The sequence below is a fragment of the Streptosporangium sp. NPDC001559 genome (genome assembly GCF_042893955.1).
In the GTDB taxonomy this organism is placed as follows: domain Bacteria; phylum Actinomycetota; class Actinomycetes; order Streptosporangiales; family Streptosporangiaceae; genus Streptosporangium.
Map to the genome: position 1 here is coordinate 346,836 of NZ_JBIAVG010000007.1, position 23,689 is coordinate 370,524.

The following is a 23,689-nucleotide window of genomic DNA, read 5'->3' on the forward strand; positions in this document are numbered from 1 at the left end:
TCGCTTGCCCACAGGTTCCTGCGGTCGCCGGCCCAGGCAGGCACGGCTACTGACGGGCCGGTTGCCGAACGGGGAGCAGGCCTTCGTCGGCGGCGAGCCGGAACAGCCCGCCCAGGCGTACCATCACCCAGCCCTCGCCCTCTGAGGCGGCCGGGGTGCTGCTGGCTTCGGCGTCGACGGCTGCGTCCAGCAGCCGGTCCAGCAGGCCGTGAGTGTGGCCGAGCAGGTAGCCCTGCAGCGCCGTGGCGCGGGCTCCCTTGATCCACCAGCGCCGTGTCCGCAGCATCCGGAGCATCCCTTCACTGACGATTCGAGTCCCTCGCCGGCGACGTCGACGAGTTGTTCGCCGCGCACCGCCAGCAGCTGATAGCCGCAGGCGTCGACGAATAGGCGGGCAAGCTCACTGAGTTCCTGCGCTGGCAGACGGTACGGGTGGCCGGCCCGTTGCGGCAGATCGCCCAGGACCCCTCGACCGGGCCGATCCCGGTGGCCGCCGCGCACGCCGCCGACGGACTGCAGCGCCTGCTCTCCGTCATCGCGAACGGCCAGGCCCCCTCCGTGGAAGGCGTCACGGCCGGGATCGCGGAGATGAAGGCGGCCCGTCAGGCGCTGCTGGACGCGGCCGCCAGCGTCGACATCCTGCTCGGCATGCTCGACGGGCTGCAGGACGTCCTCGGCGACGGCTGACCGCCCTCCAGATCAGTGGTGGGCGTCCCAGACGTCGAGGACTCTCTGGAGGCGGCACACCACCTCGGGCGCGAGGCCTGAGCGCCCCACGGTGTGGCGCAGGTACTCCTCGGCCCCCTGCAGCAGCCCGGACCACGGGTTGATGAGCACTCTGGCGACATGCGTTCCGGGCGGTCCGACGTGACACCAGGAGTCGAAGTCCCGACTTGGGGGCTTGAGCATGCCGTCGGAGTCGAGGGCGGGGATATGCCCCTCCACGTAGCGGTCACGGCCGTCCTGGCATTGCCAGGAGTTGTCAGCGCGCAGGGGCAGGCGAGCGTCCCGGTCATGTTCGGAAAGCGGCGTTGCCACTCCCGGTCCAGGTCGTAGGTCGGACGCGCGCGGGACGGCCTTGCCACACAAGCAGTAGGTGGTGCAGGTCTCGTCTCTGCGGTTGTGTATCTGTTTAAGAATCCAGACAAGGTCGGCGAGTGGTTCCCGAAGCTCCAGACCGCCTGGTACAACGGCCGCGCCGAAGCCGAGAAGGCTAGGAAGTCATACGAGAAGCTGTATGCGGCTCGCACAAAGGTGCGCGAGCTGGAGAGCTGATCATGCGCCTCCCAGAGCCTTGTACGGCTCGAAGTCGGCCGAGCACTCGGGCAGCTCGACAAGTGTTTTCGTACACCCTGGCCGGTTTGTACGGTTCGTGCCGAAGGTGCTCCCAAGCTTGCCAACTGCACATCTTCCTCGGCCAGGACGAAGTTGGTCATAGCAGATCAAGCACGCCGCCCGGCGGTCTATGATCCAGAATTTATGGCGGGATCAATCGCAGGCGAGCGCACTCAGACGCAACGCAGACTTGAAGTAGTAATCAACCATCCATATGACGGTGAAGCACCTCCAACATACTCCGCCGCGCCGCCATTTTCGGAGGCCCTAGACCTCATGGCGACATTGAGTGCGTTTGTCGATGCGGTGGATATCGCCTTGCGTATCAAACGGTCAGGACTGGATGAACCTTGGGTGGGTAATGACGTAGTGGAAGATCACCTACGTCGGGGATGGGTGGAGGCACGCTTGGAGGAGCTGCTTTCTGATATAAATCCCAGACGTGTACGGCTAGCGCGCGTCTCCATGAATTCACCGCTCCTGTTGGAATTGTTTGTGACCGGAGCAAGCGGGGTAGGGATTTCTTCAGCTGTAGTTTATCTATTCAAGAACCCAGAAAAAATCGGCGCTTGGTTTCCGAAGTTGCGGACTTCTTGGTACAACGGTCAGGCCGAAGCCGAGAAAGCCAGGAAGGCGTACGAGAAGCTGCGCAAGGCTCGCACAAAGGTGCGCGAGCTGGAGCCCTGATCACGCACCTCCCAGAGCCTTGTGTAGCTCGAAGTCGCCGACGTTCTCGGACGTGGATGCGGGAGCTGGAACCCCCAATCAAGCAGCCTGCAAGGGGGCTCTGCGAAGCTCGCCACCAGGAGCCATGCTCCGCCTGAAGGCAGAGCGACTACTGCCGCCGTGACATGGAGCTTGCCAGCCGCCTAGAGCGGATGTGCACTGGAACGGCATGGGCAAGGACGGAGGTGCGTGATGGCCGACGGTGGCGGGGCCAAGAAGAGCACTCTTTTCCGGCTGATTATTGACATTCTCGGAGTGCTGGGCGGGCTTATCGCCCTGTTTCAATTCGTCGTTTCAGATGACGTCTCGTCGCAATGGTTTAGGCCGACGAGGGATGGAATGGGTGGCGATATTAACCGGCTGGTTTGATGAGTTCTTTTCTCTTTTCACTCCAGGGCGAGCCCCATTCAACAAATGGCCACTGACTCCAGGTATGGCGGTTCTGCTGGTCGCATCGATTATACTATTTGCGGCGGGGCAATATTTGGAAGAAGCTTGCCATGCGTACGTGGATCAAAGGCTAGCATCGGTCAGATTGTGGTTTTTTATTGCTCTAGCCGGCGGTATTTTTAACAGTGCGGCGTTATTTCATGTATTCGCAACAGCATCTGCACCGCTATGGTGCTGGGCCCTGTTAGGATTTTCATTCATCGCGGGTCTCGTCGAAGGCAACAGGCTGTATCACGCGCCGTGACTACGCGCCCCCAGGCGACTTGTACAGCTCGAAGTCGGCGACGCCCTCGGGCAGCTCGGAGCCGTCCTTGCCGTCGCCGGGCTCTGGCTTCTCGCCCATCCTGAGCCGCTTGCGGTCGGTGATGGTCGCGCCCAGAAGCGACTCGTTCTGCCGGATCTCGGCCAGGGCGTTGTGCCCAGGCCGGCGGAAGTACGCCTCGACGAGGGGGGCCAGCATCTGGAGCCGCATCCAGTCGGTGGTCTTGCAGCTCTCGGCCTGGTCGGACTCGACCCAGGTGTCCCACCAGCGGCAGGTGGCCACCGAGTAGGCGTCCCTCTTGAACAGCTTCTTCAGCTTGTCAGGGACGTCCTCGTCGCCCTCCAGGTGGGAGAGGTCAACCGTGTTGCGCCGGACGGCGTTGTCCTTCGGCGCCGGGCCGCGGCCTGCCACCTCAGCCGTCCCGGGTGAACCGATACCTACCGGCGACGAGTTCGGCACCCGAGGTGAGCCGGACTGGTCGCGGTGGCCGGACTTCGATATCCCGACGTTCACCCCGATCTTCGTGATGGCCCACATCGACGAGCGGCTGGCAGCCGACTCCCTGATCCGGCCGCTCAGCTCCTACGCGGGAGCGGCGGAACGGCACCTCGCGTGACTCCCTGTCCCACCACGGGATCCGGCGCCGCGGGCGCGCCGGGTGCGGACGTGCTCGGCGGCGGCCGGGGCGGCCTGTAACCAAATGCGGCCAACTGCCCAAGGGGAACGGATAGATCCTTTTCCTTTGAATCGAGAGGTGCGCATGAGCTTGGGCAGTGGCTTGATGGCCGCGATTCTGACCGTGGCGGTCGGCGTCACGGTTGTCCAGGATCCCGTTCCCCAAGGGGAGAACGTCGTAGGAGAAGGGCGGACGACACAGCAGACCAGCAGCGTGACCCTGGTGACCGGCGACCGCGTCGTCGTGACCGGCAGGAGTCACCGGGTGGAGCCGGGGCCCGGCAGGAAGGTGCGCTACGCCGTACAGCGACGCGGCGGCCATCTCCTCGTCCTCCCCTCCGACGCGATGCCGCTGGTGGCCGAGGGGGTGCTGGACGAACGGCTGTTCGACGTCACCCAGCTTCTTGAATGGCGGTACGGCGACGCGGACAGGGCCGACATCCCGGTGATCGCGCAGTCGGCCCAGGGACTCGCGCCCGCCCCGCGAGCCGCGCGGCAGACCAGGCAGCTGGCCGATCTCGGCATGACGGCCCTGCGCCTCCCCAAGTCACACGCCGGCGAGACCTGGAAGGACCTGATCGACGGCCCCCGGGCCCTGGCCGCGGGCAGGACCAAACTCTGGCTCGACGGCCGTCGCCCGTTCAGCCTCGACCGGAGCGTCAAGCAGATCGGCGCCCCGGAGGCGTGGAAGCAGGGCCTGACCGGCAAGGGCGTCACGGTGGCCGTGCTCGACAGCGGCTACGACACCGACCATCCGGATCTGAAGGGCGTGGTCACCCAAGCGCGGAACTTCAGCGACGCCCCCGACATGCGAGACGGCGAGGGCCACGGCACGCACGTCGCCTCGATCATCGCGGGGGCCGGGGAGAAGTACCGGGGTGTGGCGCCGGATGTCAAGATCGCCCTCGGAAAGGTGGGGGACGAGAACGGGGTGACCGACTCCGCCCTGCTGGCGGGCATGGAATGGGCCGCCTCCGAGGTCAAGGCCAAGATCATCAACGTGAGCATCGGCGGGCAGGACACACCGGACATCGACGTCCTGGAGCAGGCGGTGAACACGCTGTCGGCCCGGACCGGCGCGCTGTTCGTCGTGTCCGCGGGGAACGAAGGCAGGCGCGGCAAGGTGAGCAGCCCGGGCAGCGCTGAGGCGGCCTTGACCGTCGGGGCCGTCGATCGGGAGGACCAGATCGCCGAGTTCTCCAGCCGCGGGCCCCGGGTGGGCGACCACGCGATCAAGCCGGACCTCACCGCCCCCGGCGTCGACATCGTGGCCGCGGCGGCCGAGGGCACCGCCGAGGGCCCCTACGCCGCGCACAGCGGCACCTCAATGGCCGCCCCGCACGTGGCGGGGGCCGCCGCGATCCTCGCCCAGCGCCACCCTGACTGGAACGGCGAACGGCTCAAGGCGGCGCTGACCGGCACCGCCGCGCCCACCGCGGGCGCCACGCCGTATGAGCAGGGCACCGGGCGGGTGGACCTGGTCCGCGCGCTGGCGCAGCCGGTCGTTTCGCCATCGGCCGATCTCTGGGCGGTCTTCCCCTGGCAGGAGTCCGGCAGCCGGAAGACGACCAGGACCCTCACCTACGCCAACTCCGGCGACGTCCCGGTCACCCTGGACCTCACCACCGACGTCGACATACTGAAGCTGCCGGTCCAGCGGCTTGAGGTGCCCGCCGGAGGAGAGTCCTCGCTCACCCTCACAATCGACGCCGAGGGGAAGGCGCCGGGAGACTACCCCGGAATCATCACGGTCACATCGGGCGGCACCGTCCTGCGCACCCTGGCGGGCGCGTACGTGGAGCCGAAGTCCCACGACGTGACCATCACCGCGACCGGTCTCGACGGCGGCTCCGCCGTCGTCCAGGGGCACATGTACAACCTCAAGACCGGCGCTCAGGAGTATCTGCCCTTCAGGGACGGGGCGGCCAAGGTCCGGCTACCCGAAGGGGAGTGGAATCTCTACGCGGAGGTGGTGACCGAGTCCACGATCGCGATCACGACCGCGCACATGCCGGTGAAGGTCGACGGCGACCGGCGGATCACACTGGACGCGCGCCAGGGCAGGCAGGTCCGGTTCTCGCTGGACGAGCCGACCGCCGTACCCGACCAGGTCCTGGAGTTCGCCCTGGCCAACGGGTCCTGGAACTTCGCGTGGATCGCCTGGGCCGACCCCAACCGGTCCTTCTTCGTGCTTCCGAGCCGCCAGGCCGGACTGAGCTACATGACCAGGACCGTATGGCACAAGAAGGACACCGTTCCCAGTCCGTACCGCTACGACCTCGTCGACCATCGCACCGGCGGCATCCCGGACGATCCCTCCTACACCGCGCGCACGAGTGACCTCGTCAAGGTGACCGCGACCTACCGTGCGTCCGGTGTGGCCGCCAAGGGAGAGGTCGCCCTGGGCCCCCTCTTCCCCGAGTCCGGCTCATCGAACGTGTATCCGACGCGTGACGTCAACCTGCCCGGCACCATGACCCACTACCGCACCCCCGGGTTCGTCTGGGACTCTCAGTTGCGGTCCGGCACCCTCTCGACGACGGGCACCGACCGGTACCCGGCGGGCGGACCTCACCGCGAGCTGTGGAATCCCGCGGTGACCGGTCCCGCGTTCGCGACCTCCGGCGGCGCCCGGACGGGCGATGAGCTGACCTTCTCCTCCGGCGGTCTGTTCACCGACGGCGTGGCCGGGCGGACCGGCACCGACGCCTCCGTCACCGGCGACGTCACCCTGACCCGGGACACCAAGGTGGTCGCCAGGGCCGACCTGGCGGACTGCGCGGTTCAGGTGAGGAACTGCCTGACGGCGAAGCTCCCCCCGGACGCCGCCGCCTACACCCTCACCGCCGCGGCACGCAGGCAGGTGCCGAACGCGACGCTGTCCACCGCGGTGGACGCGGTCTGGACCTTCCACTCGGCCGGTACGGCCACGCCGCGACCGCTGCCCCTGATGGCCGTACGCTACGCGCTGGCCGGCCTCGACGACCTCAACCGGGCCAGGCCGCGGTCGCTGACCAGATTGCCCGTCTGGGTCGAGAGGAACCCCGGAGCGCCCGGTGCCGAGGCGAGGTCGATCAAGCTGGAGGCGTCCTTCGACGACGGCGCGACCTGGCGTCCGGTCCCCGCGATCCCCTCCCGGGCGGGGTGGACGGCCCTTCTGACGAACCCCGGCACGCCGGGATTCGTCTCACTGCGCGCCACGGTGACAGACTCCGCCGGCGACGGCGTCACGCAGACGATCACCCGCGCCTACGCCGTCGGCTGAGCCCCTGAGAACGGCGTGCCCGGGACTGAGAACGGCGTGCCCGGGACTCGGATGTACGAAGCCCCGGGCAAGCCGTTCTTCCCCTCCGCGGACGGCCACAGGGTGCCGGGCGACACTCCTCCAGGCCAGGTCGCGTACTCGGCCCCGGCGCCCAGGGCGGTCACCGAGACGGGCCGTACCTCGTCGATTCCCCCGGCGCGGACTCACCTTCGTCGACCGTCGTGGCGACATGGCCGGGCGGGGTGATCCGGATACGCGGTGCGGCGTCGCGGTCATCGTCGTTGCGATACAGCTGGGCGTACAGGTGTCCCAGGCCGACGTCGTAGCCCCACTCCCAGCCCGGCATGGTGAACGCCTGGATGGCGCCGATCGACGCATCGGCAGGCCGCGCCGGGGCGGCGCGGGTGCGGCCGGTGTAGGAGGAGCCGTAGACGGTCTCCCACACGCCGTCGCCGTGTTCGAGCACGTCCGTCCGGACCGTGCTCTTCAGTGCACGCACCCATCTTCGCCTCGGCGGCGGGCCGCGGGATGTCGGCGTCGCGCAACTGAAGCCCCATCACCGGCGGCTGCTCCTCGTCCCAGGTGTCCGTGCGTTCGGCCGGCAGCAGCAACACGCGTTCGACGGTCGGATCGGCGAGCTGGAGTCCCTGAACGTAGGCGATGCCGTGTTCGCTCACGTGCCCTTCCCTTCGGCCGGCGGACAAACAGGTGGCGCAAAGCGGCCTTCTCGGTGTCGAGATGCGCCTACGACACGCCCGCTGCCGGCCGCGCAGAGGGGTTTCCTGAGTTTTCGCAGCGCTTTACGCGCGGGCGCGCGAGGCCCTACCGGCCGACCGGCGTCTGCAGGGTGAGCAGACCCTCGCCGAAGGCGAGGCGGAGCGCAGACCCCCGCGGATTGGCGTTCCTTGAGGCGTTTCAGTGAGAATGCGGGAATGGATCTTGCGCCCGATCTCCGCGCGCACGGCAGGGAACAACCACTCGCGCAAAGCCGCGTGTCCGGCGCGCCGGAAGGTGGTGGCGATGGCTGAGTTGATCGATCTGGTGTACACCACTGCCGGCGGCATCGTGGGCGCCGCGGTGACCACGTATCTGTCGCGTAACCATGAGCGGCGCCATCTGCGCGCCGAAGTGCAGCAGCGGCTGCAGCGCGTCGCCGCGGTACGGGCCGGCGTCCGCGACATCGCACCGAGGGGGGCCGGGAACGGGCGAGGGGGTCGGTACGTGGCGGGCAAACGCCTGCTCGTCTCAGACCACTTCAGGCTGTCGGTGCTCCTTGAGGACGGCATGGACGCCGAACGCGCGCTGCGCGAAGCACTCGATGGCCTCGTCGTGAGCGCGCTGTCGGCAGGTGTGCCCCGCAGAGTTCTGGATTTCGCGGGCGGCGGTGAGGAACAGGCGTTCCAGGGCGAGGTCTTACGCCTCATCGACTCTCGCCTCGGCGGCGCCCTGGATGAGGCGGGCCTTGACGCGCTTGTCACCGCCGGCGATGACTACCTGGAGGCGACCACCCAGCTGCTCCTGCAGGCGCTCTGGCACCCATGGCGGAGCCGGCTGCGCATGCGTGCCCGGTTGCGCGCCCTGCGCGCTCAGGCAAAGGCCCTGCACCGGCGTCAGCAGGCTGCCATGGCCATCCTGGCCGGACCCGAGCACACCCGCGCTCTCGACCAGGCCCTCACGCTCAGCCCTGACCGGGCTTGAGCCCACGACGGCCCCGGTCGCCTGCGGCCGCCGATGCGGTGCGGGCACCGCACGAAGGACTGGCCCGGCCCCTGCTGCAGGTGGCCTCCGTGCCGGACGCCAACGGCATCCCGCAGACCGTGCTGACCGGCGCCCCGGTCCTGGAGTATCTGGCCCAGCGGCGCCGGTCCGACGCGGCCGGCGAAGGGCCGCAGGCGCTGTCACCGGCCGATGCCTACGACAAGGCCACGCTGGGAACTGCCCGCCTGAACCAGGAGGTCCACCCCATCCGACAGGCCGGCCAGGAAGCAGGAGCGGGATGGGGAGGCGATTGAATGGTACGAGGGCCGGCTCGTGGCGGGGCCCGGCGGAGTGATGACCGACGAGGTCGGTCTCGCTGCGGCATGATCAATGTCGATAGGTCCCGGCGGTTGCTCTCCCGATCGACCATGCGGGGAAAGTAGCAGCGAACCCGCCCATATGGCCACTGACCTGCGGAAATTCATGATTTAGTTCAGTCGACACGACGTTCTGACCGGCTCACCCGTCCCTCTCAAAGACCGCACCGTTGAGCAGGTGCACCAGGCGGTGCTGAAAGCCGCGGTGGCCGGACATGAGGGCGGCGTGACAGCCGACCAGGTGGCAGCTGATTCAGGCCCGGCCCGGTAGGTCGCGGAGCGGAACCATGCGACCGAAATATGAGAAAGCGTTAGCTCCTCGACTCCGGCATTTCATGGTCATCTTGAGGCGATCACCCCGCCTCGTCGAGGAGCCCCTTGGTGAAGATCCGCACACTGCACGCCGCAGCAGTACTCACGCTCGCCTTCGGCGTCAGTGCTTTGTCCGGTGCCGCGCCCGCGACCGCCGCCGTATCCATTGGCGCAGTGAACGCGCCGCTTAGCTCCGTCCGTGATGTCACCGCTTGGGAGCCAGGCGTCGCCTACAAAGTAGGAGACCTCGTCATGTACGGCGGCCACCTCTACCAGTGCCGTCAGGCCCACACCTCCCGCACCGGGTGGGAGCCCCCCAACGTTCCCCCCTTGTGGGCGCTCGTGGAGTAGCGTCGCCGAAGGCCCGCTCCGGAAGGGGCGGGCCTTCTTCTGTTCAGGCCCGAGATCGAGCGTCTGGCAGCGGCCGGCCGGTTACTCCCGAGCAGCCTTCTGTATCGCCGTCCACGCCGTATGTCGGTCTCCTGTTCAGGCCCGGCGAAACCGCCCGCAGACGGCACGCCATGCAGCCGAAATATGGGAAACCGAGAGCTCCCCGCCCTGGCCGATCGGTGCTCATCTGAAGGTGTTCCCCCACCCCATCGAGGAGAGTCACCGTGAAGATCCGCCGATTATCAGCCGCAGCCCTGCTCGCGGCGACACTGGGTACCGCCGCCCTGGTCGGCGCGGCCCCCGCCCTCGCCACCCCTCCAGGCGAGCCTCCCCCCGGGTTCGCGCACGGCCCCTTCGCCACCTTGGAGCAGTGCCAAGTGGATCGGGATCTCACCGCTAAGCGCCTGGAGGAGTACGCCTGGGTCGGCCAGTGCGAGCTCCGCAGCAATGGCTGGTACTTCAAGGGCTTCTACTACGTCTGAGCCACCGCGCGCGAGGAGCCACTCACTGGAGAGCCCTCACCCTGCGGTGAGGCTCCTTTCAGGCCCACAGGCCGACCGCTGTAAGCCGATCAGCTCTTCTCCCCGGCGGCCTTCTTCAACGCCTTCTCTCGGTCGGGCCGCCCCACCATGGGTGGTTGTTGAGCGCGTCCAGGGCCTCCAGCCGGGCCGCCCGCACCCGGTCCAGCTCTTCGTGCTGCTCGGACGAGATCTCCGCTTCCCCCGCCGCGATCGCGATGGAGGACGGCAGCCGGTCCGTGACTTCTTTCACCTGGGCGTCTGCCTCCCAGAAGGCGCGCTGCGCGGCGATGAGGTCGTCAGGGAAGTCGTAGTCGGACGCGGCGGATCTCCCGGGGTGGTGCTGGTGCGAGGCGATCCTACGCACCGGCCCAGACATGACGAAAACACCCCGCCGTCCTCCACGCAGGAGACAACGGGGCGCCGCGTCGTGGGGTCCTGGCCGAAAGGCCGCACGCCCAAAACCTCACGGCTCCCGGCCCGATTCGAACCGGCGCCGACGAGTCCCCGAAGGGCGCTCGACCGTCCTGCGCGCTGGCAGGTGCATGACCACCGCTGACACGGTCGTGGACGAGCGCATCTGGACGATCCGCGAGAGCCTGCGGCGCGGCGATCGGCTGAGGCTGGGCGGGCCGCTGCCCTGACCCCGCATACCACGGCCCGGCAGGGCATCGCCCTGGCCCCGCACACGGTAGGAGGCGGCGCGCACCATGGCCCGCCGCCTCCCTCATCCACTGCCGTGCCGTCAGCCCACCGTGCAGGCCGAGCCGTTCACGGTGAAGGCGGTCGGCGCCGGGTTGGTGCCGGTGTGACTGCCGCTGATCCCAACCGAGACGGACTCGCCGGGAGCCACGGTCTTGTTCCAGTTCAGGTTGTCGGCCGCCACGTTGGCGCCGTTCTGGCTCCAGACGGCGTTCCAGCCGCTGTTCACGTGCTGGCCGGCCGAGAAGGACCAGGCGATGGTCCAGCCGGTGACCGTGTTCAGGCTGGTGTTGGTGTAGGTGATGTCGGCGTTGAAGCCGTTGGACCACTCCGAGGCCAGGTTGTAGGTCACCTTGCAGGCGCCGACGCCCGGATCGGCCGGGGTGGTCAGGCTGACCGTTCCGGACGGGTTCGAGACGTTGCCCGCGTCGTCACGGGCCCGTACGTAGTAGGTGTAGGTGGTGTTCGGGCTGAGCCCGGTGAGCGCCGCGCTGGCGCCAGGGTAGGTGCCGACGGGCTGGCCCGAGCCGGTAAACAGGTCGTAGCCGATGACACCGACGTTGTCGGTGGAGGCGGTCCAGGTGAGCGTGACCGCGCGGGAGGTCAGGTTGCTCGCCACTGGGGTCCCCGGCGTGCTCGGCGGGACCTCCTCCACCGGGGTGGTACCGGGCTCGGCGTACAGCAGCCGGTTGGGCGAGCCGTCGCCGATGTTGGTCAGCACGTTCTTGGTGGAACTGCTGATGAGTGCGGCCTTGGTGTCGGCCATCGTCGCCGTCGGGTTGTCCTGGAGGTAGCGGGCGACCCAGCCGGTCACGTGCGGGGCGGCCATGGACGTGCCGGACCAGGAGCCTGAGGCGTTGTCGTCGGTGTTGATCGAGGAGGTGATGGAGACACCGGGCGCGAACACGTCCACGCAGGTGCCGTAGGAGGAGAACGTCGCCTTCTGGTCGGTGATGTCCGTCGCCCCGACCACGATTCCGCGCGGCGAGCGCGGCGCGTTGGTGCAGGCGTCAGTGTTGTAGTTGTTGGCGATGAACACGGTCTGGACGCCAGAGTCGATCAGACCCTCGGCGGCGTCGTTGGCGGCCGTGCCGTAGCCCTGGAGGCTGAAGTTGGCCACCGAGCGCGCCGGGTGGTTGAGTGCGACCCAGTCCATGGCCGCCACCAGGTCGCTGGTCAGGCCGCTGTTGGCGCAGTTGAGCACGCGCACGGCCACCAGGTTGACCGCCTTGGCCATGCCGTAGGTGGCGCCGCCGACCGTGCCCGCCACGTGCGTGCCGTGGCCGTGGCAGTCGTCGGTCCTGCCGTCTTCGACGAAGTTGGCGCCGAAGGACGCCCGCCCGCCGAACTCGGTGTGCGTGGTGCGGATGCCGCTGTCCACGATGAACGCCGTGCTGCCCGCACCGGTCGTGGTGTAGGTGAAGCTGTTGTCCAGCGGCAGGTTGTGCTGGTCGACGCGGTCGATGCTCCAGCTCGGCGGGTTGGGCTGGACCGTCTGGCCGCTGATCGCCGAGTCGGCCTCGACGTAGGCCACGGCCGGGTTGGCGCGGACCGCGTCGAGGGCGTCGTCGGGCAGGACGGCGGCGAAACCGGCGATGGCCTTGGAGTAGCGGTGGGTGATCTGACCGCCTTCGACGACCGCGTCACGCTCCAGCGACGCGCGTAACTCCCCGGACAGGGCTGCCGACTTCTTGACGACCACGATGTAGTGGTCTCCTCCGACGGCCGTCGGGCCGGCTTCGAGGAGTGGTGCCAGACCCGCTGTCTCCGCCTGGGCGGGAATCGCCGTCAGGGGCAGGGTGAGTGCGGCGCAGGCCAGGGTCAGTCTGCGCTTCCATGCGAGAGGCAAAGGGTTTTTCCTTCCGGAGGGATCTTGCCTCCGTGGACACTAACTGATCTTGAAACCCGGCGAGCAAGGCAATTGTTGAACGTCCGGCGTCGCCCGCGTGTCCGCCGAGTCACGCTCGCCTTGGGGCGCCACCGGAATACGGCGGAAACGGGTCGCGTCAGCCGGAGACCGCACGTCAGGCGGTGGAAGCCGGAACCCCGGCCTTGCGACACCTTCGTTAGCGCAGGGCAGGCGGTACTTCATACACGGCGGCGTTCGCGGATTGACAGTTCCTGCGGCGGGTCCCGGCCGGGCGGCGCACCCACTACGTGCTCAACGTCGGCCGACCGATGCGCCACCCGCACCAGGCCGACATGCCCGTGCAGGCACTGATCGACGTGCTGGTGCAGTACGGCTTGCCCCCGCTCGGCGACGTCGAAGCCTGCCGACGGATCGCACTCCGACGCGCCCGCGACCACATGCACCTGGTGGCCACCCTCGTGCGGCAGGGCGGACGAGTCCCCGCAACCGGTACCGGATGCGAGAGACCTGCGACCGGATTGTTGCGCGCGGACTTGATGTCAGTGAGGTCAGCCGCCCCCGTGTTCGGTGAAGCCGTACGGCGTAGCCCGTATCTGGCTTCGGCTCGGCAGCACGTGGCGCGCATCGCCAACCAGTTGCCGCGCAGGTTGGGTTTCCCGCCGTCCTGGCGGGTGAGGGTCGCGACGATGTGAACGTGGTCGGCAGTGTGGCGGATGGCGATCCATCGGCAGGCTTCGTCGTCTCCGTAGAGTGCGATCCCGGCGGCACCGACGATGCCGGCCCATTGAACGTCGGTGAGCACGTGCCGGACCAGCGGACCGGTGATGGCCACCGGCCGGTCCAGTGGCGGGCCAGGTCGGTCAGGCAAGCAGTGCGGCCGGTGGTCGGGTCGGGCACGAAGGGATCCCAGGTGGCGATCAGGTGCGCGTTGAGGTGTTCTTCGACGCGGCCTCGGGACGAGCCCTGGTCGCTGCCACCATCGCCGACGGACTGGCGCGGGTCGGTTCTTCTGGAGTACTACGTGGACCGCTCACGGGGGGCGGCCTTTGCTGCGTGCGTCGGCCGCATGCTGGCGATGGCGTCGCTGTCTCGCACGCGCAGGGAGATGAGGAATCCGAGCAGTGCGAGGGCGGCGGTGATGAGGAAGATGTCATGGTAGGCGGCGAAGAGCGCTTCCTGCCTGCCCGCGAGATCGGCGGCGCGGGAGCCGAGGTCGCCCAGCCTGGACTCGGTTCGCGTGGTGAGCAATGTGGCGACCACGGCGACACCCGCGGCGCTGGCGACCTGACGCGTGGTGGAGAACACCGATGACGCTCGCGCGGTCGCCTCTGGGGTGATCGTGGCGAAGGTGGCGGCTTGCAGCGAGATGATGGTGAGCGCCATACCCGCCCCCATGGCCAGCAGCGGCAACCGCACCGCCCACAGACTCGTGCCGGGGCCGACCATCACCAGTGATGCCAGGGCGATGGCGATGACGGCGAATCCGGTCGCGAGCAGGCGGCGGGGGCCGAGCCGTGGGTAGAGCCGTCCCGCCAGCGGGAGGGCCGCCATCATGCCCAGCGCCTGGAACATCGTGACCAGGCCGGAGCCGGTCGCGTCAACGCCCATCTGGTACTGCAGAAGCAACGGCACGATGAACAACGCGCCCATCAGCGCCCCCGACGCCGGCAGCATCAGCAGGTTGCCGGCCCGGAACAGACGGTCCTTCAGCAGGCGCAGATCGATCATCGGCTCGGCGCGGGTCAGTTCGATCGCGGTGAACGCGGCCGCCAGTGCGAGGCCTGTTCCCAGCGGCACCAGTACGGCGGCGCCGGTCCATCCCTCGCGGGCGCCGCCGTCGAGCCCGAGCAGCAGCAGCGCGAGCGCGGTGCCGCCGGACAGGAACCCGGCGACGTCGAAGCGGCCAGGGTGGTCGGCGCGTTCCTCGCGAAGGGCCGCCATCGCGAACAGGAGACCGAGTACGCCGATCGGGACCTTGATGAAGAAGATCCACCGCCAGCTGATGTTGTCGACCATCCACCCGCCGAGTACCGGGCCGAGGGCCGGGGCGAGGGTGGTCGGTATGGACAGCACCGCTGAGGCCTTGGCCCGCTCGGACGGCGGGAAGGCCCGAAACAGCATCGCGGTGCCAACCGGGGTGAGCAGGCCGCCGCCGACGCCTTGGACGACCCTGGCCACGATCAGCTCCCCGAGGGAGCCGGCGAGGCCGCCCCAGACCGAGGCGGCGGTGAAGACCGCGAGCGCGAACAGGAACGTTCGCTTGGTGCCGAACCGGTCGGCGACCCATCCCGAGGCGGGGATGAACACCGCCATGCTGACCAGGTAGCCGGTGACCAGCCACTGCAGTGTCTCGGTCCCGGCGTCGAAATGGCGGCCGAGCGCGGGTAGCGCGGTGTTCAGCACCGTCATGTCGAGGATCTCCATGAACAGGCCGAACACGAACGCGGTGGCGACCAGCCACTTGTAGGGCACCCGTTTCAGCATGGTGTCGCTCCTGTCCGCCCACCGGCCGGGGGTCTGCCGTCAGCCTGCTGAGCCGGGTAGACGTCAATGGTGAGCACGTCGTTTGAGGCGAAGCCGGTCATGTGGTCCTCACCCAAATGCGGGGTGGTCAGAACCCGATGGGCTCGCGGATGAGGACCACGGTGCCGCGGCCGGGGAACATCTCCTTGCCGAGAATGAGGATCTTGGAGAGCAGGGCGGGGGCGCCGTAAGCCACTCGGGCGCGGGCGTCCTCGCGCGGGTAGGCGTAGGTCTCGATACGGCGCAGCGCCGTGTCGAGGTCGGGCACGATCTTCTGGGCGCCGACGACCCAGATGGCCTGGCCCGCGCCGAAGCCGTAGGGGCCCAGTTGGCTTCCGCTGCCCGAGGCGGTCAGCAACCGCCCGTCCTCGGTCACCGCGTGCACGCTGCCGACAACGACGTCGGGGGCGGCGCCGAGGGCGCGCATCTCGTCGAATCGCCCTTCCTCGCGCAGGCGCATGAGCTCGGGACGTATCGTGTCGAACCTGCCGGATGCGTTGATGTCGTCGTCCAGTCCTGACAGGCGCAGCGTCTCGCTGGCGGCGGTGAGGATGCTCTTGCCGGTGGGCAGCAGCTGGTTGACGAGGGCGCGGGCCTCGGCCGCGGTGTCGACGACTTCGACGGTGTGGCCCTTGTCCCGCAGGGCCGCCGCGGTCCGCTGGAGCTGCGTCTCGGTGGCGGGCTGTTCGAAGCGGGTGTCGATGTCGAGGCCGGTTTCGGTCTTGGTGGTTGAGGTCATGACAAGTCCTTGATCGGTGTTGTGGGCAGGTGGTGGGGCTCGGTCGTCGGCTTCTCTCAGAGAGCCGCCAGTGCCAGCGCGGCCGTGACCGCGCTGAGCACCAGCAGAACCAGCGAACCAGCGGTGTTCTTGGCGGTGTCGCGGGCCTTGATGTGGGTGGCGACGGCGCCTGCCATCAGCAGCGCCAGGCAGGTCGCCGCGGCGACCCCGAGGGCTCCGATCCACAGCCCGACGATCAGTCCGGCGGCGCCGAGCGCCTCGAGCGCGCCGATGACGCGCATGAACCCGGCCGATACCCCGAGGTTGTGGAGCTGGGCGGCCATGGCGTCCTTACCGGAGAGCTTCGGAACGGACGCTCCGGCGAAGGCCAGTGCCAGTAACACGGACAAGACCGCGGTGGCGACGAACATGGGCGGGACCTTTCCCGATTTACTTCAGCGACTGAACTATGTTGTAGCTGAAATTATTTCTGGACGCAAAACGGGTCCGCCCAGGTGACCTCCACGGCGCGAGAACGGTCGCAGGAACCGGCAGCGTGAACCCCTTCCACGCAGGGGTTGTCTGCGTCGGCGGCGATGACATCGTGTGCGTGAAAGGCGCCGACAAGGGAGGCCACCCGGGAGGTCGGCGCTCGGCCGCCGCGCTCGCATGATCCGGTGCGCGAGGAAACAACACCTGCTCAGGGTGAGTGCCGACGAGATCGTGGTGATCACACCTCCTGCCGGAGCGCTTCCCTCGGTCCAGCCTGGGACGTGGGGGCACCGGAGAAGCGTCGACAGGGAGTCGCCCGGCTGGCGGCCTATTCGGCTGACCAGGGTCGGCAAGCCCGGGTGGTCTCCAGGGCGCGGAGCCAGCCGCTCGTACGGCAGGACGGTAACGGAATGTGGAAGCTCAGCCGGAAACGGCTGTACTCGATAGCCGCTGACCTGGCGAAACGCTGCTAAGCGCCAACCTTCGGCCGCCGAGACCGGCCCCCGCACCGCGACCGACCGAGGCTCATGGCGAGGTCGTCGGTGATCGGCATGCGGTTCAAGGCGTGAGTTCCGTGATGGCGATCAGCGTGGAGCAGGCCATGCCGCCACCCCGGGCGGCAACCCGGGAAGGGGAAGGCCATCACCACTTGAGCCACCCTCGCTTGGTCATGATCGCCGATCGGCGGTGACACGGCCATATCTGGCACACGGACGGCCCGGGTCTATGACGGAAGCGGAGAGCAGGAGCCGTCGCCCGCCGCAGCAGGGAACCGGCGCAAGGTTTGGTGCCCACCGCTCGATTGGGCCATACGGAGCATCGCGAGCAGACCGGCCCGCTGCTCAGCGTCAAGCGCTGAGATGACCGGCGCCCCCTCGAACAGACGCTTCAGAAGACGCCCCCTGAGCTCCTGCCCGGCCTTCGTGAGGACAAGCCGCTTGGCCCTGCGGTCGCCCGGATCCGGCTCTCTGAACAGGAAGCCTCCATCTTCGAGGGAGTCGGCAATCGCGGTGACGTGTGACGGCTCGCAGTGCAGGTGACCGGCCATCGTCCCCATGCGCTGCGGCTCCTGCAGTTGAATCACCGTGTGGGCCTGCGGCACGGTGAGCCCGATGGCAGCGGTTACCTGCTCAAAGTGCGCCCGCAAAGCCGCATTCGCGGCGAACAGACGCTCCACGATCTCCTGGCCCTCCGGGTCCGGCCATTCGATCCGCATCTCCGCCATGATCTCCACACCCCCGGCATTACTTCGGTGAGTGAACTATTCTACAGCGACGCACGTCGGGCCCGGCTGATGGTCACCCGGAAGCAGGACCGGTCGCGATTGTCACGGGTCGAGATCACGAAGGCGTACCGAGGCCCCGTCTGAGCGGATCGAGAACGAGGTCGCCGGATTCACACCTCGCGACCGCCTCTCAATCCACCCGCCCTGAAGACGGAGATCTACACCATGACCCAACTGACGCTGCTCCCGGTCGCCCTCGCCGACTCCGTCGAAGCCTCCGCCAACGAGGATTGACGACCGAGTTCACCAGCACCCAAGCCCCGAGGCGGGGACGCGGGCGCACCGATCGGCGCCGTTCAGGTACTCGGCACCTCGCCGAGCACCCCGAGGTGGACCTGGTCGTCATCACCGTCAGGGTTCCCGCACACGCCGAACTCGTTGAGGCCGCGCTGGCGGCCGGCAAGCACGTGTACTGCGAGTGGCCGCTGGCCAGGACCACCGACGAGGCCGACACCCTCACGAAGTCGGCCCACAGTACGGGCGTCCACCACGCGGTCGGACTGCAGGCGCGCTGTGCCCCCGCGATCTGATCTCGGACGGCCACCTGGGACGTTTGACCTCGGCCACCGTGTACGCCGCCCGGGGCAAGGGGGCCGGGAGCCGAATCCCCGCCTGGGCCGCCTACACCCTCGACCGCGACACGGGCGCGGGCACACGCTGGACGTGCTGCAGCACCTGCTGGGCGGCATCAGCGACCTGTCGGCCACCTTGTCCCTGCAACACCCCGTCTCCACCGTCGCCGAAACCGGCGAGATGGTCGAGGCGACGAGCCCGGACCACCTCCTCCTCAACGCGACCCTCGTCAACGGTGCTGTCGTGTCCGCTCACATCCACGACGCCAAGAGGACCGACGCCCGGACCCGCCTGGAGATCTCCGGTACCACGGCGGACCTCGCCATCGTCTCCACCGCGGCGGGTGGCCCGGCGGGCATCCAGATCGGTGAACTGCGCCTGCTCGGGACGGACGCCTCGGACGCCACGTGGCGGGAACTGCCGATCCCCAGCCGATACCGCTGGATCTCCGGGATCGATCCGGCCGAGGAGTCCTTCAACGTGGCCCAGACGTATGCCCGGCTGGCCCTCGACCTGCGCACCGGCTCACGCGGCGTCCCCGGCTTCGACGCCGGTCTGCGGTTGCACCGCCTCCTTGACGCCATCAGACTCTCCGCGGAAACGGGGACCCGCCGGTCGGCCTTCGGGGAATCTGAGTACAGAAATTAGCGGCAGAGGCTGCCACCTGCGGAAACGCGTGAGCATGGCCGGACGGAACGACCATTCTGTCCGGCACGGCCGGCTCGGAACTGATGGCCGTGAGCTGGAGAAACGTCTCCACCCTCAGCCCTGCCGCCAAAATCCGTACCGATCCTCCCCGGCGGCCGGTTGGTTGGAGGTGTCCGGGTGAAACGCTGCGGGGGAGTGGCTCCTGGGTGGTGTGTCCGGCCTCAAGTATTTCCATACAGTAGTCAATTAACTACGATCTGTATCGACGGGTTGCCGTCGATCCCCACGACACCCCCGGGCGGAGCGCCCGCTCATCAGCTGCGGAAACGTCCTTCGCCCAGAAAAGGAGCCCCCATGCGCCGCTTGCGGCCCCTGCCCGCCCTGGCCCTGGCCACCGCCTTGGCCACTCTGACCGGCGTGCCCGGCTTTCCGACACCCGCCCAGGCCGCTTCCTCCTTCGTCAAGGCGGCACCCGCTGTCGACTCCGCAGCCCGGGCGGCCGGCGAGGGCCCGGGTTGCGGCGGTCACCAGGCCGACTGGCGCTCGGCCACCCTTGCCGCGGGCTTCTCCGGCTCGGTGCAGGCCACCTTCTGGAACGGCCGCAGCGGCCCCTACGGCCAGCGCCGGATCGCCCTGGTGCTTGGCGGCGTGATCCCGAGCCTGCCCAACGGCGGCCTGGCGGTCATCAGCGGCAGCATCGAGGACACTTTCGCCGGGCAGCCGGACGCCTTCAACGGCACCGCCGCCGTCGCCGGGCGCGGCTACACCTGGACGATCACGCCCCGCAGCAACTACCCCCGCCGCCCGGGAGGCACCGCCAGCCTGCTCAACCCCCAGTGCGCCGCCGGCAGCACCAAGGTCACCACCGCCACCTACCACTACCAGTCCAGCCCAGCCACCGGCTCGCTCTTCGTCCGCACCCTCGACGGAACCGTGACCCGAACTGGGTGAGGGCCCTGCGCTACCGGACGTGTCCCCAGCCGCCTACGAGCGCTTGCAGCAGGAGCTGGACGCGCTGCCCGCCGATCGTTCGTCATCGCGCTCGCCGAACTGGCCGAGCTCCAGGCCACTCGGCAAGCAGCCGACGGGGGCTTCGTGTCCAAGGACCGGGCAGAACCTGAGTTCTGTCCAGCCACCGGCCCAGATGGCGGCTGAGGACACGTTCGGGAGCGGCTACTGGGAGGTGTGCCCCAGGGCGGGCCGCAACTGCCTCGGCATTCCGGCCAGCATCCGAAACCACCGTAAGAAGGCCCGACACTGGCCGTGGAGACCGTCGGGCGGGCTTCGGCTCACCCGGCGATGCCGTGATCGACAACGTCCCGCACCGGCTTACCGCTAACGGCCACCCGATTGATCCAAATGCCCCGATCAAAGGCCCTTCAAGACACGCTCAAGTGCCGACCGGCCTGCGGGCCCCCAGTTCGGCTTGCCGCCGGGCAGGCCACGGTCCCCGTTCTGGCCCATCAGCATCAAAAACAGGCTCTTCATCGCGGCCAGCCCGCGCGCCCGTCGGATCGTCGCCTCATCCGCCTGTGCGTAGCCGTTGAAGAACCGTGAGGCGCCCCTTGCGGGGAGCAGCACCCAGGCGGCCGCGAGGTCCCACGCCGGGTCGCCGGCGAAGACGTCGCCAAAGTCGACGACGCCCGCCAGCGTGCCGTCCGCCACGACGACGTTCGCGGGATGCAGGTCACCGTGCACCCACACCCTCGGGCTCTCCCACTCGGGAGCCGCGACCGCGTCGTCCCACACGGCCCGGAGGTCGTCCTCGGCAAAGCGCCCGAGGTCCACGGTCCGCAGGAAGTACTCGAAGCCGTCCGTGCACTCCTTGGGATGGCCGCCACGGTCCGAGGCGTCCGGCGCGTCGGCGGGCGCCTCCACATGCAGCGCCTTGAGGAAGGCCGCCAGCATGTCGGCCGCGTGGTCTCCGCGGGTGATTGAACCGTGGTCCAGCGGTGTGCCTTCAACCCATGTCATGACGGTCCAGATCTTGGGGAAGCGCTCGGACGGTGCACCGCTCCGCACCGGGGTCGGGATCGGAAGCGGCAGCCGCGGGGCCAGCACCGGCAGCCAGCGCCGCTCCTTGAGCTGCAGATCGGGGCCGTTGTCCATCCGCTGCATCCGGACGGCCAACTCGTCCCCGAGGCGCCACATCTGGTTGCCCCAGCCGCCCGCCACCTCGCGGATAGGCAGCTCGGCCAGATCCGGATGCTGTTCCCGCAGCAGGTCACGGACCAGATCTTCGCTGATCTCAATCTCGGATTCGATCATGCGAAGTCACAGTACTTGAGGCAGGCGGAGCCAGCCCTGCCTTGGGAAGATCCAGCTCCCGGTTCGATCTCCCAAGTTCTCGCGGTGCCCGGTGGTCCCGGGCACGCACCGGCTCAAAGGGTGGCGCCCTCCGGCTCAATGCCCCCGAGCCCGCTTTCCGCCGCCGCAACTGACCTGGCGACGCCCGAACCGATCAACAGGCATCGGCGGATGCCGTACGGCATGAGCAGGCTTTTGAAAGGACTCGGCGTCAGGCCGGGTTGTCCGTCGTTTCCGGTCGGCCGGGCTGGAAGATCTCCTCGATGGTCAGGCCGAAGACGTCGGCGATGGTGAAGGCCAGGGGCAGGCTGGGGTCGTACCGCTCGGTCTCGATGGCGTTGATGGCCTGCCGGGAGACCTGGCACCGGTCGGCCAGGTCGGCCTGGCTCCATCGGCGGGCCGCCCGCAGTTCACGCATTCGGTTCTTCATGGTGCGCCCTCACCGGTTCAGGCGGGTACGCAGGTCCGCGATCAGCAACCATGTCGCCACACCGCCGAGAAGGATCACCTGCGCGAGCTGCTGGAGCCGGACGACACCCGCGGCGTCGAGCAGGGTGGCCACCTGCAGCGCCACGAGGACCGCGGCGAACGCGATGGCCATGCTCTCCAGCTGGATCCTGCGCAGGTATTCGTCCGCGCGCCGGAACGCGCGCAGCAGCACCCAGGCGATCGCGAGGGTGAACACGATGGTGGTCGCGATCCACCAGGCCTTCTGGGCGGTGCTCTGGTCGGGGTCGCTGCCGAGGGCCAGGGCGATCACCCCTAAAGCGGACACGGGTATGCCGTCGATGAGCACGGCGCGCCGGGCCGCACGCGTCAGCTGGTCCTGCTGCATCTGGTTTTCCATGGAACGAATGTAAAGCACACCTTCCACGAAGTAAAGTAGACATGACTTTATGGAAGGTGTGCTTTACATTTCGGCGATGCCCAACGAGTGGCGACCCCTGACCCGCCGAGAGACGGCCTTGGCCATCCGCTCCGACGGCCACCGCCGCGCTCGCCCGGCCCCGTGCCGAATCCGGCGCCCCTCACCCTGAGCCGCCGAGGCACTCCCGAGGAGGGCGAAGACGGACACCTGGCGGGGTGGACGCCCCGCGCGGAGGGGCTCAGAGGGCGGCCAGGCCAAGGGCGGCCGTGACCACGCTGAGCACCAGCAGGACCAGGGAGGGCAGGGTGCCCTTGGCGGCGTCATGAGCCTTGACGTGAGTGGCGACGGCGCCGGCCATGAGGAGTGCCAGGCCGATCGCCGCCGCGACACCGAGGACCCCGACCCACAGCCCGGCGATCAGGCCGACAGCCCCGATGATCTCCAGTGCGCCGATGACGCGCATGAACCCGGCGGACACGCCGAGTCTGCCGAGCTGCGCCGCCATGTCCTCCTTGCCGGAGGCCTTCGGGAAGCCGGCTCCGGCGAAGGCGAGGGCCAGCAGGACGGACAGGACGGCGGTGGCGATGAACATGGCCGCGATCTCCTCGAGGATTACTTCAATAATTGAACTGTTTTCTATCAGAAGTTATTTCTCGCGCGACAGCGGGGGCCTACCAGGGCAAAGGGTCTCGCCGCGTCAAGGGCGAACGGATGGCAGGCAGCGGTGACACCGCCCGGCGGCGTCGGGCGAACCGTGGAAGCGGGCCCCTCCGGGACTCAGCGCCGGATGCCGGACCCGGCCGCCGACTGGGCCGTGCGCAGCAGCGAGAGCAGCTCGGTCCGCTGGCCGGCGTCGAGCACCGAGATGATCGGCGCGTTTTCGAACAGGCGGGCCAGGAGGCGGTCCCTGAGCTGTTGTCCACGGCTTGTGAGGAGAAGCCGCTTGGCCCTGCGGTCCTCGGGATCCGGTTCCCGGCGCAGGAAACCGCTTCGTTCGAGGGAGTCGGCGATCGCGGTCACGTGGGACGGTTCGCAGCGCAGATGCGCGGCCACCCCTCCCATGCGCTGGGGCTCCTGGAGGTGGATCAGTGTTTGAGCCTGCGGGACGGTGAGCCCGACATGGGCGGCGGTCTCCTCGAAGTTCACGCGCAGGGCCGCCGCCACGGCGAACAGACGCTCCACGATCTCCTGGCCCTCTGGGTCCGGCCACTCGATTCGGATATCCGCCACGCCCTGAACTATTTCACGCCCGGCGTGGTTCCCGGGCGGCGAGGTGGTTCGGGGCGCGCTCAGTCGTGTGGGGGAAGGTGCCCGAGCTGGTGGTCGGCGGCGTTGAGCGCCTCGTCCACCAGACGCCGCAGGTGTCCGTGGCGCAGGGCGTAGATCACGCGGCGGCCTTCCTTGCGGGCGGTGACCAGGTCGGCCAGGCGCAGGCGGGCCAGGTGCTGGCTGACCGCCGGGCGGGCGAGGTCGCAGGCGGCGGTGAGCGTCGTCACGTCCGCCTCGCCTTCGGACAGCCGCCGCAGCAGGGCCAGACGGGTGCGGTCGGCCAGCAGGGACAGGATGTCGGCGGCGACAGTCAGGCGTTCGCCCTGGTCACGCTCTTGCGAGTCATGCGCACCTGATAGGTGCATGCGTGCGCTCATTTGCACATAATGAGGGATGGGCGGTCCGCCGTCCAACCGGCTCACCCCG

The 23,689-nt window shown here is 68.6% G+C and carries 28 protein-coding genes and 1 pseudogene; 12 read left to right on the top strand and 17 right to left on the bottom strand.

All coding sequences use genetic code 11. The annotated features are described in order from the left end of the window. Positions 1-46 precede the first annotated feature (46 nt). Positions 47-286: a hypothetical protein gene (locus ACFYY8_RS18570; RefSeq protein ID WP_390042281.1), complete on the bottom strand. Its 240-nt coding sequence runs from the start codon at positions 284-286 to the stop codon at positions 47-49. A gap of 119 nt (positions 287-405) precedes the next feature. Here ACFYY8_RS18570 and ACFYY8_RS18575 point away from each other — a divergent pair. After that, a pseudogene (locus ACFYY8_RS18575) lies at positions 406-687 on the top strand (DUF6245 family protein); the annotation flags it as partial. Positions 688-699: 12 nt separating this feature from the next. Here ACFYY8_RS18575 and ACFYY8_RS18580 read toward each other — a convergent pair. Continuing rightward, positions 700-1,038 carry a hypothetical protein gene (locus ACFYY8_RS18580; RefSeq protein ID WP_390042283.1) on the bottom strand — a complete coding sequence of 113 codons (339 nt, stop codon included), beginning with the start codon at positions 1,036-1,038 and terminating at the stop codon, positions 700-702. Between the two features lie 573 nt (positions 1,039-1,611). Between ACFYY8_RS18580 and ACFYY8_RS18585 the strand changes: the two genes are divergently transcribed. The 3 genes from ACFYY8_RS18585 to ACFYY8_RS18595 all read left to right on the top strand — a co-directional run bounded on the left by ACFYY8_RS18585 (position 1,612) and on the right by ACFYY8_RS18595 (position 2,755). Next, complete coding sequence (locus ACFYY8_RS18585) at positions 1,612-2,022, top strand: hypothetical protein (RefSeq protein ID WP_390042285.1); 411 nt, start codon at positions 1,612-1,614, stop codon at positions 2,020-2,022. 228 nt (positions 2,023-2,250) lie between these two features. Beyond that, entirely contained in the window at positions 2,251-2,430 is a 180-nt protein-coding gene (locus tag ACFYY8_RS18590) for a hypothetical protein (protein ID WP_390042287.1), read from the top strand. Continuing rightward, on the top strand, positions 2,405-2,755 hold the full coding sequence (locus ACFYY8_RS18595) for a hypothetical protein (RefSeq protein WP_390042289.1): 351 nt from the start codon (positions 2,405-2,407) through the stop codon (positions 2,753-2,755). The genes ACFYY8_RS18590 and ACFYY8_RS18595 overlap by 26 nt, the downstream gene beginning before the upstream one ends. Here ACFYY8_RS18595 and ACFYY8_RS18600 read toward each other — a convergent pair whose 3' ends face one another. Continuing rightward, on the bottom strand, positions 2,756-3,184 hold the full coding sequence (locus ACFYY8_RS18600; protein ID WP_390042291.1) for a hypothetical protein: 429 nt from the start codon (positions 3,182-3,184) through the stop codon (positions 2,756-2,758). It lies immediately after the preceding gene. A 349-nt stretch (positions 3,185-3,533) separates the two neighbouring features. Between ACFYY8_RS18600 and ACFYY8_RS18605 the strand changes: the two genes are divergently transcribed. Then, on the top strand, positions 3,534-6,713 hold the full coding sequence (locus ACFYY8_RS18605; RefSeq protein WP_390042293.1) for a S8 family serine peptidase: 3,180 nt from the start codon (positions 3,534-3,536) through the stop codon (positions 6,711-6,713). A gap of 160 nt (positions 6,714-6,873) precedes the next feature. Here ACFYY8_RS18605 and ACFYY8_RS18610 read toward each other — a convergent pair whose 3' ends face one another. Continuing rightward, on the bottom strand, positions 6,874-7,212 hold the full coding sequence (locus tag ACFYY8_RS18610; RefSeq protein ID WP_390042295.1) for a hypothetical protein: 339 nt from the start codon (positions 7,210-7,212) through the stop codon (positions 6,874-6,876). A gap of 521 nt (positions 7,213-7,733) precedes the next feature. Here ACFYY8_RS18610 and ACFYY8_RS18615 point away from each other — a divergent pair. The 4 genes from ACFYY8_RS18615 to ACFYY8_RS18630 all read left to right on the top strand — a co-directional run bounded on the left by ACFYY8_RS18615 (position 7,734) and on the right by ACFYY8_RS18630 (position 9,972). Beyond that, a complete protein-coding gene (locus tag ACFYY8_RS18615) occupies positions 7,734-8,411 on the top strand; it encodes a hypothetical protein (protein ID WP_390042297.1) in 678 nt (225 codons plus the stop codon). Between the two features lie 38 nt (positions 8,412-8,449). Beyond that, the gene (locus ACFYY8_RS18620) at positions 8,450-8,725 is read left to right on the top strand and encodes a hypothetical protein (protein WP_390042299.1); all 276 of its coding nucleotides are present in this window, start codon (positions 8,450-8,452) and stop codon (positions 8,723-8,725) included. A 549-nt stretch (positions 8,726-9,274) separates the two neighbouring features. Next, entirely contained in the window at positions 9,275-9,451 is a 177-nt protein-coding gene (locus tag ACFYY8_RS18625; RefSeq protein ID WP_390042301.1) for a carbohydrate-binding protein, read from the top strand. A 263-nt stretch (positions 9,452-9,714) separates the two neighbouring features. After that, on the top strand, positions 9,715-9,972 hold the full coding sequence (locus tag ACFYY8_RS18630) for a hypothetical protein (protein ID WP_390042304.1): 258 nt from the start codon (positions 9,715-9,717) through the stop codon (positions 9,970-9,972). A 115-nt stretch (positions 9,973-10,087) separates the two neighbouring features. On the opposite strand, the gene ACFYY8_RS18635 is transcribed toward ACFYY8_RS18630, so the two are convergent. The 7 genes from ACFYY8_RS18635 to ACFYY8_RS18665 all read right to left on the bottom strand — a co-directional run bounded on the left by ACFYY8_RS18635 (position 10,088) and on the right by ACFYY8_RS18665 (position 17,529). Next, complete coding sequence (locus ACFYY8_RS18635; RefSeq protein ID WP_390042306.1) at positions 10,088-10,387, bottom strand: hypothetical protein; 300 nt, start codon at positions 10,385-10,387, stop codon at positions 10,088-10,090. A 366-nt stretch (positions 10,388-10,753) separates the two neighbouring features. Next, entirely contained in the window at positions 10,754-12,559 is a 1,806-nt protein-coding gene (locus tag ACFYY8_RS18640; RefSeq protein WP_390042308.1) for a cellulose binding domain-containing protein, read from the bottom strand. Between the two features lie 239 nt (positions 12,560-12,798). Continuing rightward, positions 12,799-13,023, bottom strand: a complete 225-nt coding sequence (locus ACFYY8_RS18645; protein WP_390042310.1) for a hypothetical protein — start codon at positions 13,021-13,023, stop codon at positions 12,799-12,801. A 574-nt stretch (positions 13,024-13,597) separates the two neighbouring features. Beyond that, positions 13,598-15,064: an MDR family MFS transporter gene (locus ACFYY8_RS18650; RefSeq protein ID WP_390042312.1), complete on the bottom strand. Its 1,467-nt coding sequence runs from the start codon at positions 15,062-15,064 to the stop codon at positions 13,598-13,600. 127 nt (positions 15,065-15,191) lie between these two features. Continuing rightward, the gene (locus ACFYY8_RS18655; RefSeq protein WP_390042314.1) at positions 15,192-15,842 is read right to left on the bottom strand and encodes an LUD domain-containing protein; all 651 of its coding nucleotides are present in this window, start codon (positions 15,840-15,842) and stop codon (positions 15,192-15,194) included. Positions 15,843-15,898: 56 nt separating this feature from the next. After that, entirely contained in the window at positions 15,899-16,252 is a 354-nt protein-coding gene (locus ACFYY8_RS18660) for a DoxX family protein (RefSeq protein WP_390042316.1), read from the bottom strand. Positions 16,253-17,037: 785 nt separating this feature from the next. Then, positions 17,038-17,529: a MarR family winged helix-turn-helix transcriptional regulator gene (locus ACFYY8_RS18665; RefSeq protein WP_390042319.1), complete on the bottom strand. Its 492-nt coding sequence runs from the start codon at positions 17,527-17,529 to the stop codon at positions 17,038-17,040. 299 nt (positions 17,530-17,828) lie between these two features. On the opposite strand from ACFYY8_RS18665, the gene ACFYY8_RS18670 reads away from it, so the two are divergent. From ACFYY8_RS18670 to ACFYY8_RS18680, 3 genes are all read left to right on the top strand, one after another. Further along, on the top strand, positions 17,829-18,128 hold the full coding sequence (locus ACFYY8_RS18670; protein WP_390042322.1) for a Gfo/Idh/MocA family oxidoreductase: 300 nt from the start codon (positions 17,829-17,831) through the stop codon (positions 18,126-18,128). Beyond that, positions 18,112-18,819: a hypothetical protein gene (locus ACFYY8_RS18675; protein WP_390042324.1), complete on the top strand. Its 708-nt coding sequence runs from the start codon at positions 18,112-18,114 to the stop codon at positions 18,817-18,819. The genes ACFYY8_RS18670 and ACFYY8_RS18675 overlap by 17 nt, the downstream gene beginning before the upstream one ends. A gap of 354 nt (positions 18,820-19,173) precedes the next feature. Then, entirely contained in the window at positions 19,174-19,770 is a 597-nt protein-coding gene (locus ACFYY8_RS18680) for a hypothetical protein (RefSeq protein WP_390042326.1), read from the top strand. A gap of 417 nt (positions 19,771-20,187) precedes the next feature. On the opposite strand, the gene ACFYY8_RS18685 is transcribed toward ACFYY8_RS18680, so the two are convergent. The 6 genes from ACFYY8_RS18685 to ACFYY8_RS18710 all read right to left on the bottom strand — a co-directional run bounded on the left by ACFYY8_RS18685 (position 20,188) and on the right by ACFYY8_RS18710 (position 23,640). Next, positions 20,188-21,087, bottom strand: a complete 900-nt coding sequence (locus ACFYY8_RS18685) for an aminoglycoside phosphotransferase family protein (RefSeq protein WP_390042328.1) — start codon at positions 21,085-21,087, stop codon at positions 20,188-20,190. 250 nt (positions 21,088-21,337) lie between these two features. Next, positions 21,338-21,556 (bottom strand): helix-turn-helix transcriptional regulator, encoded by a 219-nt coding sequence (locus ACFYY8_RS18690; protein WP_390042330.1) that lies wholly within the window; start codon positions 21,554-21,556, stop codon positions 21,338-21,340. Between the two features lie 9 nt (positions 21,557-21,565). Next, positions 21,566-21,973: a hypothetical protein gene (locus tag ACFYY8_RS18695; RefSeq protein WP_390042332.1), complete on the bottom strand. Its 408-nt coding sequence runs from the start codon at positions 21,971-21,973 to the stop codon at positions 21,566-21,568. Between the two features lie 259 nt (positions 21,974-22,232). Further along, positions 22,233-22,586, bottom strand: a complete 354-nt coding sequence (locus ACFYY8_RS18700) for a DoxX family protein (RefSeq protein ID WP_390042334.1) — start codon at positions 22,584-22,586, stop codon at positions 22,233-22,235. A gap of 185 nt (positions 22,587-22,771) precedes the next feature. Further along, positions 22,772-23,224: a MarR family winged helix-turn-helix transcriptional regulator gene (locus ACFYY8_RS18705; RefSeq protein ID WP_390042336.1), complete on the bottom strand. Its 453-nt coding sequence runs from the start codon at positions 23,222-23,224 to the stop codon at positions 22,772-22,774. Between the two features lie 59 nt (positions 23,225-23,283). Continuing rightward, positions 23,284-23,640: an ArsR/SmtB family transcription factor gene (locus tag ACFYY8_RS18710; RefSeq protein WP_390042338.1), complete on the bottom strand. Its 357-nt coding sequence runs from the start codon at positions 23,638-23,640 to the stop codon at positions 23,284-23,286. Positions 23,641-23,689 lie beyond the last annotated feature (49 nt).

What these genes read in the sequence shown, in the direction of transcription:
- ACFYY8_RS18655 (WP_390042314.1), bottom strand. Translation starts at nt 15,842, where the DNA reads ATGACCTCAACCACCAAGACCGAAACCGGCCTCGACATCGACACCCGC.
- ACFYY8_RS18650 (WP_390042312.1), bottom strand. Translation starts at nt 15,064, where the DNA reads ATGCTGAAACGGGTGCCCTACAAGTGGCTGGTCGCCACCGCGTTCGTG.
- ACFYY8_RS18710 (WP_390042338.1), bottom strand. Translation starts at nt 23,640, where the DNA reads ATGAGCGCACGCATGCACCTATCAGGTGCGCATGACTCGCAAGAGCGT.
- ACFYY8_RS18570 (WP_390042281.1), bottom strand. Translation starts at nt 286, where the DNA reads ATGCTGCGGACACGGCGCTGGTGGATCAAGGGAGCCCGCGCCACGGCG.
- ACFYY8_RS18615 (WP_390042297.1), top strand. Translation starts at nt 7,734, where the DNA reads ATGGCTGAGTTGATCGATCTGGTGTACACCACTGCCGGCGGCATCGTG.
- ACFYY8_RS18680 (WP_390042326.1), top strand. Translation starts at nt 19,174, where the DNA reads ATGCGCCGCTTGCGGCCCCTGCCCGCCCTGGCCCTGGCCACCGCCTTG.
- ACFYY8_RS18695 (WP_390042332.1), bottom strand. Translation starts at nt 21,973, where the DNA reads ATGGAAAACCAGATGCAGCAGGACCAGCTGACGCGTGCGGCCCGGCGC.
- ACFYY8_RS18700 (WP_390042334.1), bottom strand. Translation starts at nt 22,586, where the DNA reads ATGTTCATCGCCACCGCCGTCCTGTCCGTCCTGCTGGCCCTCGCCTTC.
- ACFYY8_RS18685 (WP_390042328.1), bottom strand. Translation starts at nt 21,087, where the DNA reads ATGATCGAATCCGAGATTGAGATCAGCGAAGATCTGGTCCGTGACCTG.
- ACFYY8_RS18635 (WP_390042306.1), bottom strand. Translation starts at nt 10,387, where the DNA reads ATGTCTGGGCCGGTGCGTAGGATCGCCTCGCACCAGCACCACCCCGGG.
- ACFYY8_RS18690 (WP_390042330.1), bottom strand. Translation starts at nt 21,556, where the DNA reads ATGAAGAACCGAATGCGTGAACTGCGGGCGGCCCGCCGATGGAGCCAG.
- ACFYY8_RS18605 (WP_390042293.1), top strand. Translation starts at nt 3,534, where the DNA reads ATGAGCTTGGGCAGTGGCTTGATGGCCGCGATTCTGACCGTGGCGGTC.
- ACFYY8_RS18665 (WP_390042319.1), bottom strand. Translation starts at nt 17,529, where the DNA reads ATGCGGATCGAATGGCCGGACCCGGAGGGCCAGGAGATCGTGGAGCGT.
- ACFYY8_RS18660 (WP_390042316.1), bottom strand. Translation starts at nt 16,252, where the DNA reads ATGTTCGTCGCCACCGCGGTCTTGTCCGTGTTACTGGCACTGGCCTTC.
- ACFYY8_RS18585 (WP_390042285.1), top strand. Translation starts at nt 1,612, where the DNA reads ATGGCGACATTGAGTGCGTTTGTCGATGCGGTGGATATCGCCTTGCGT.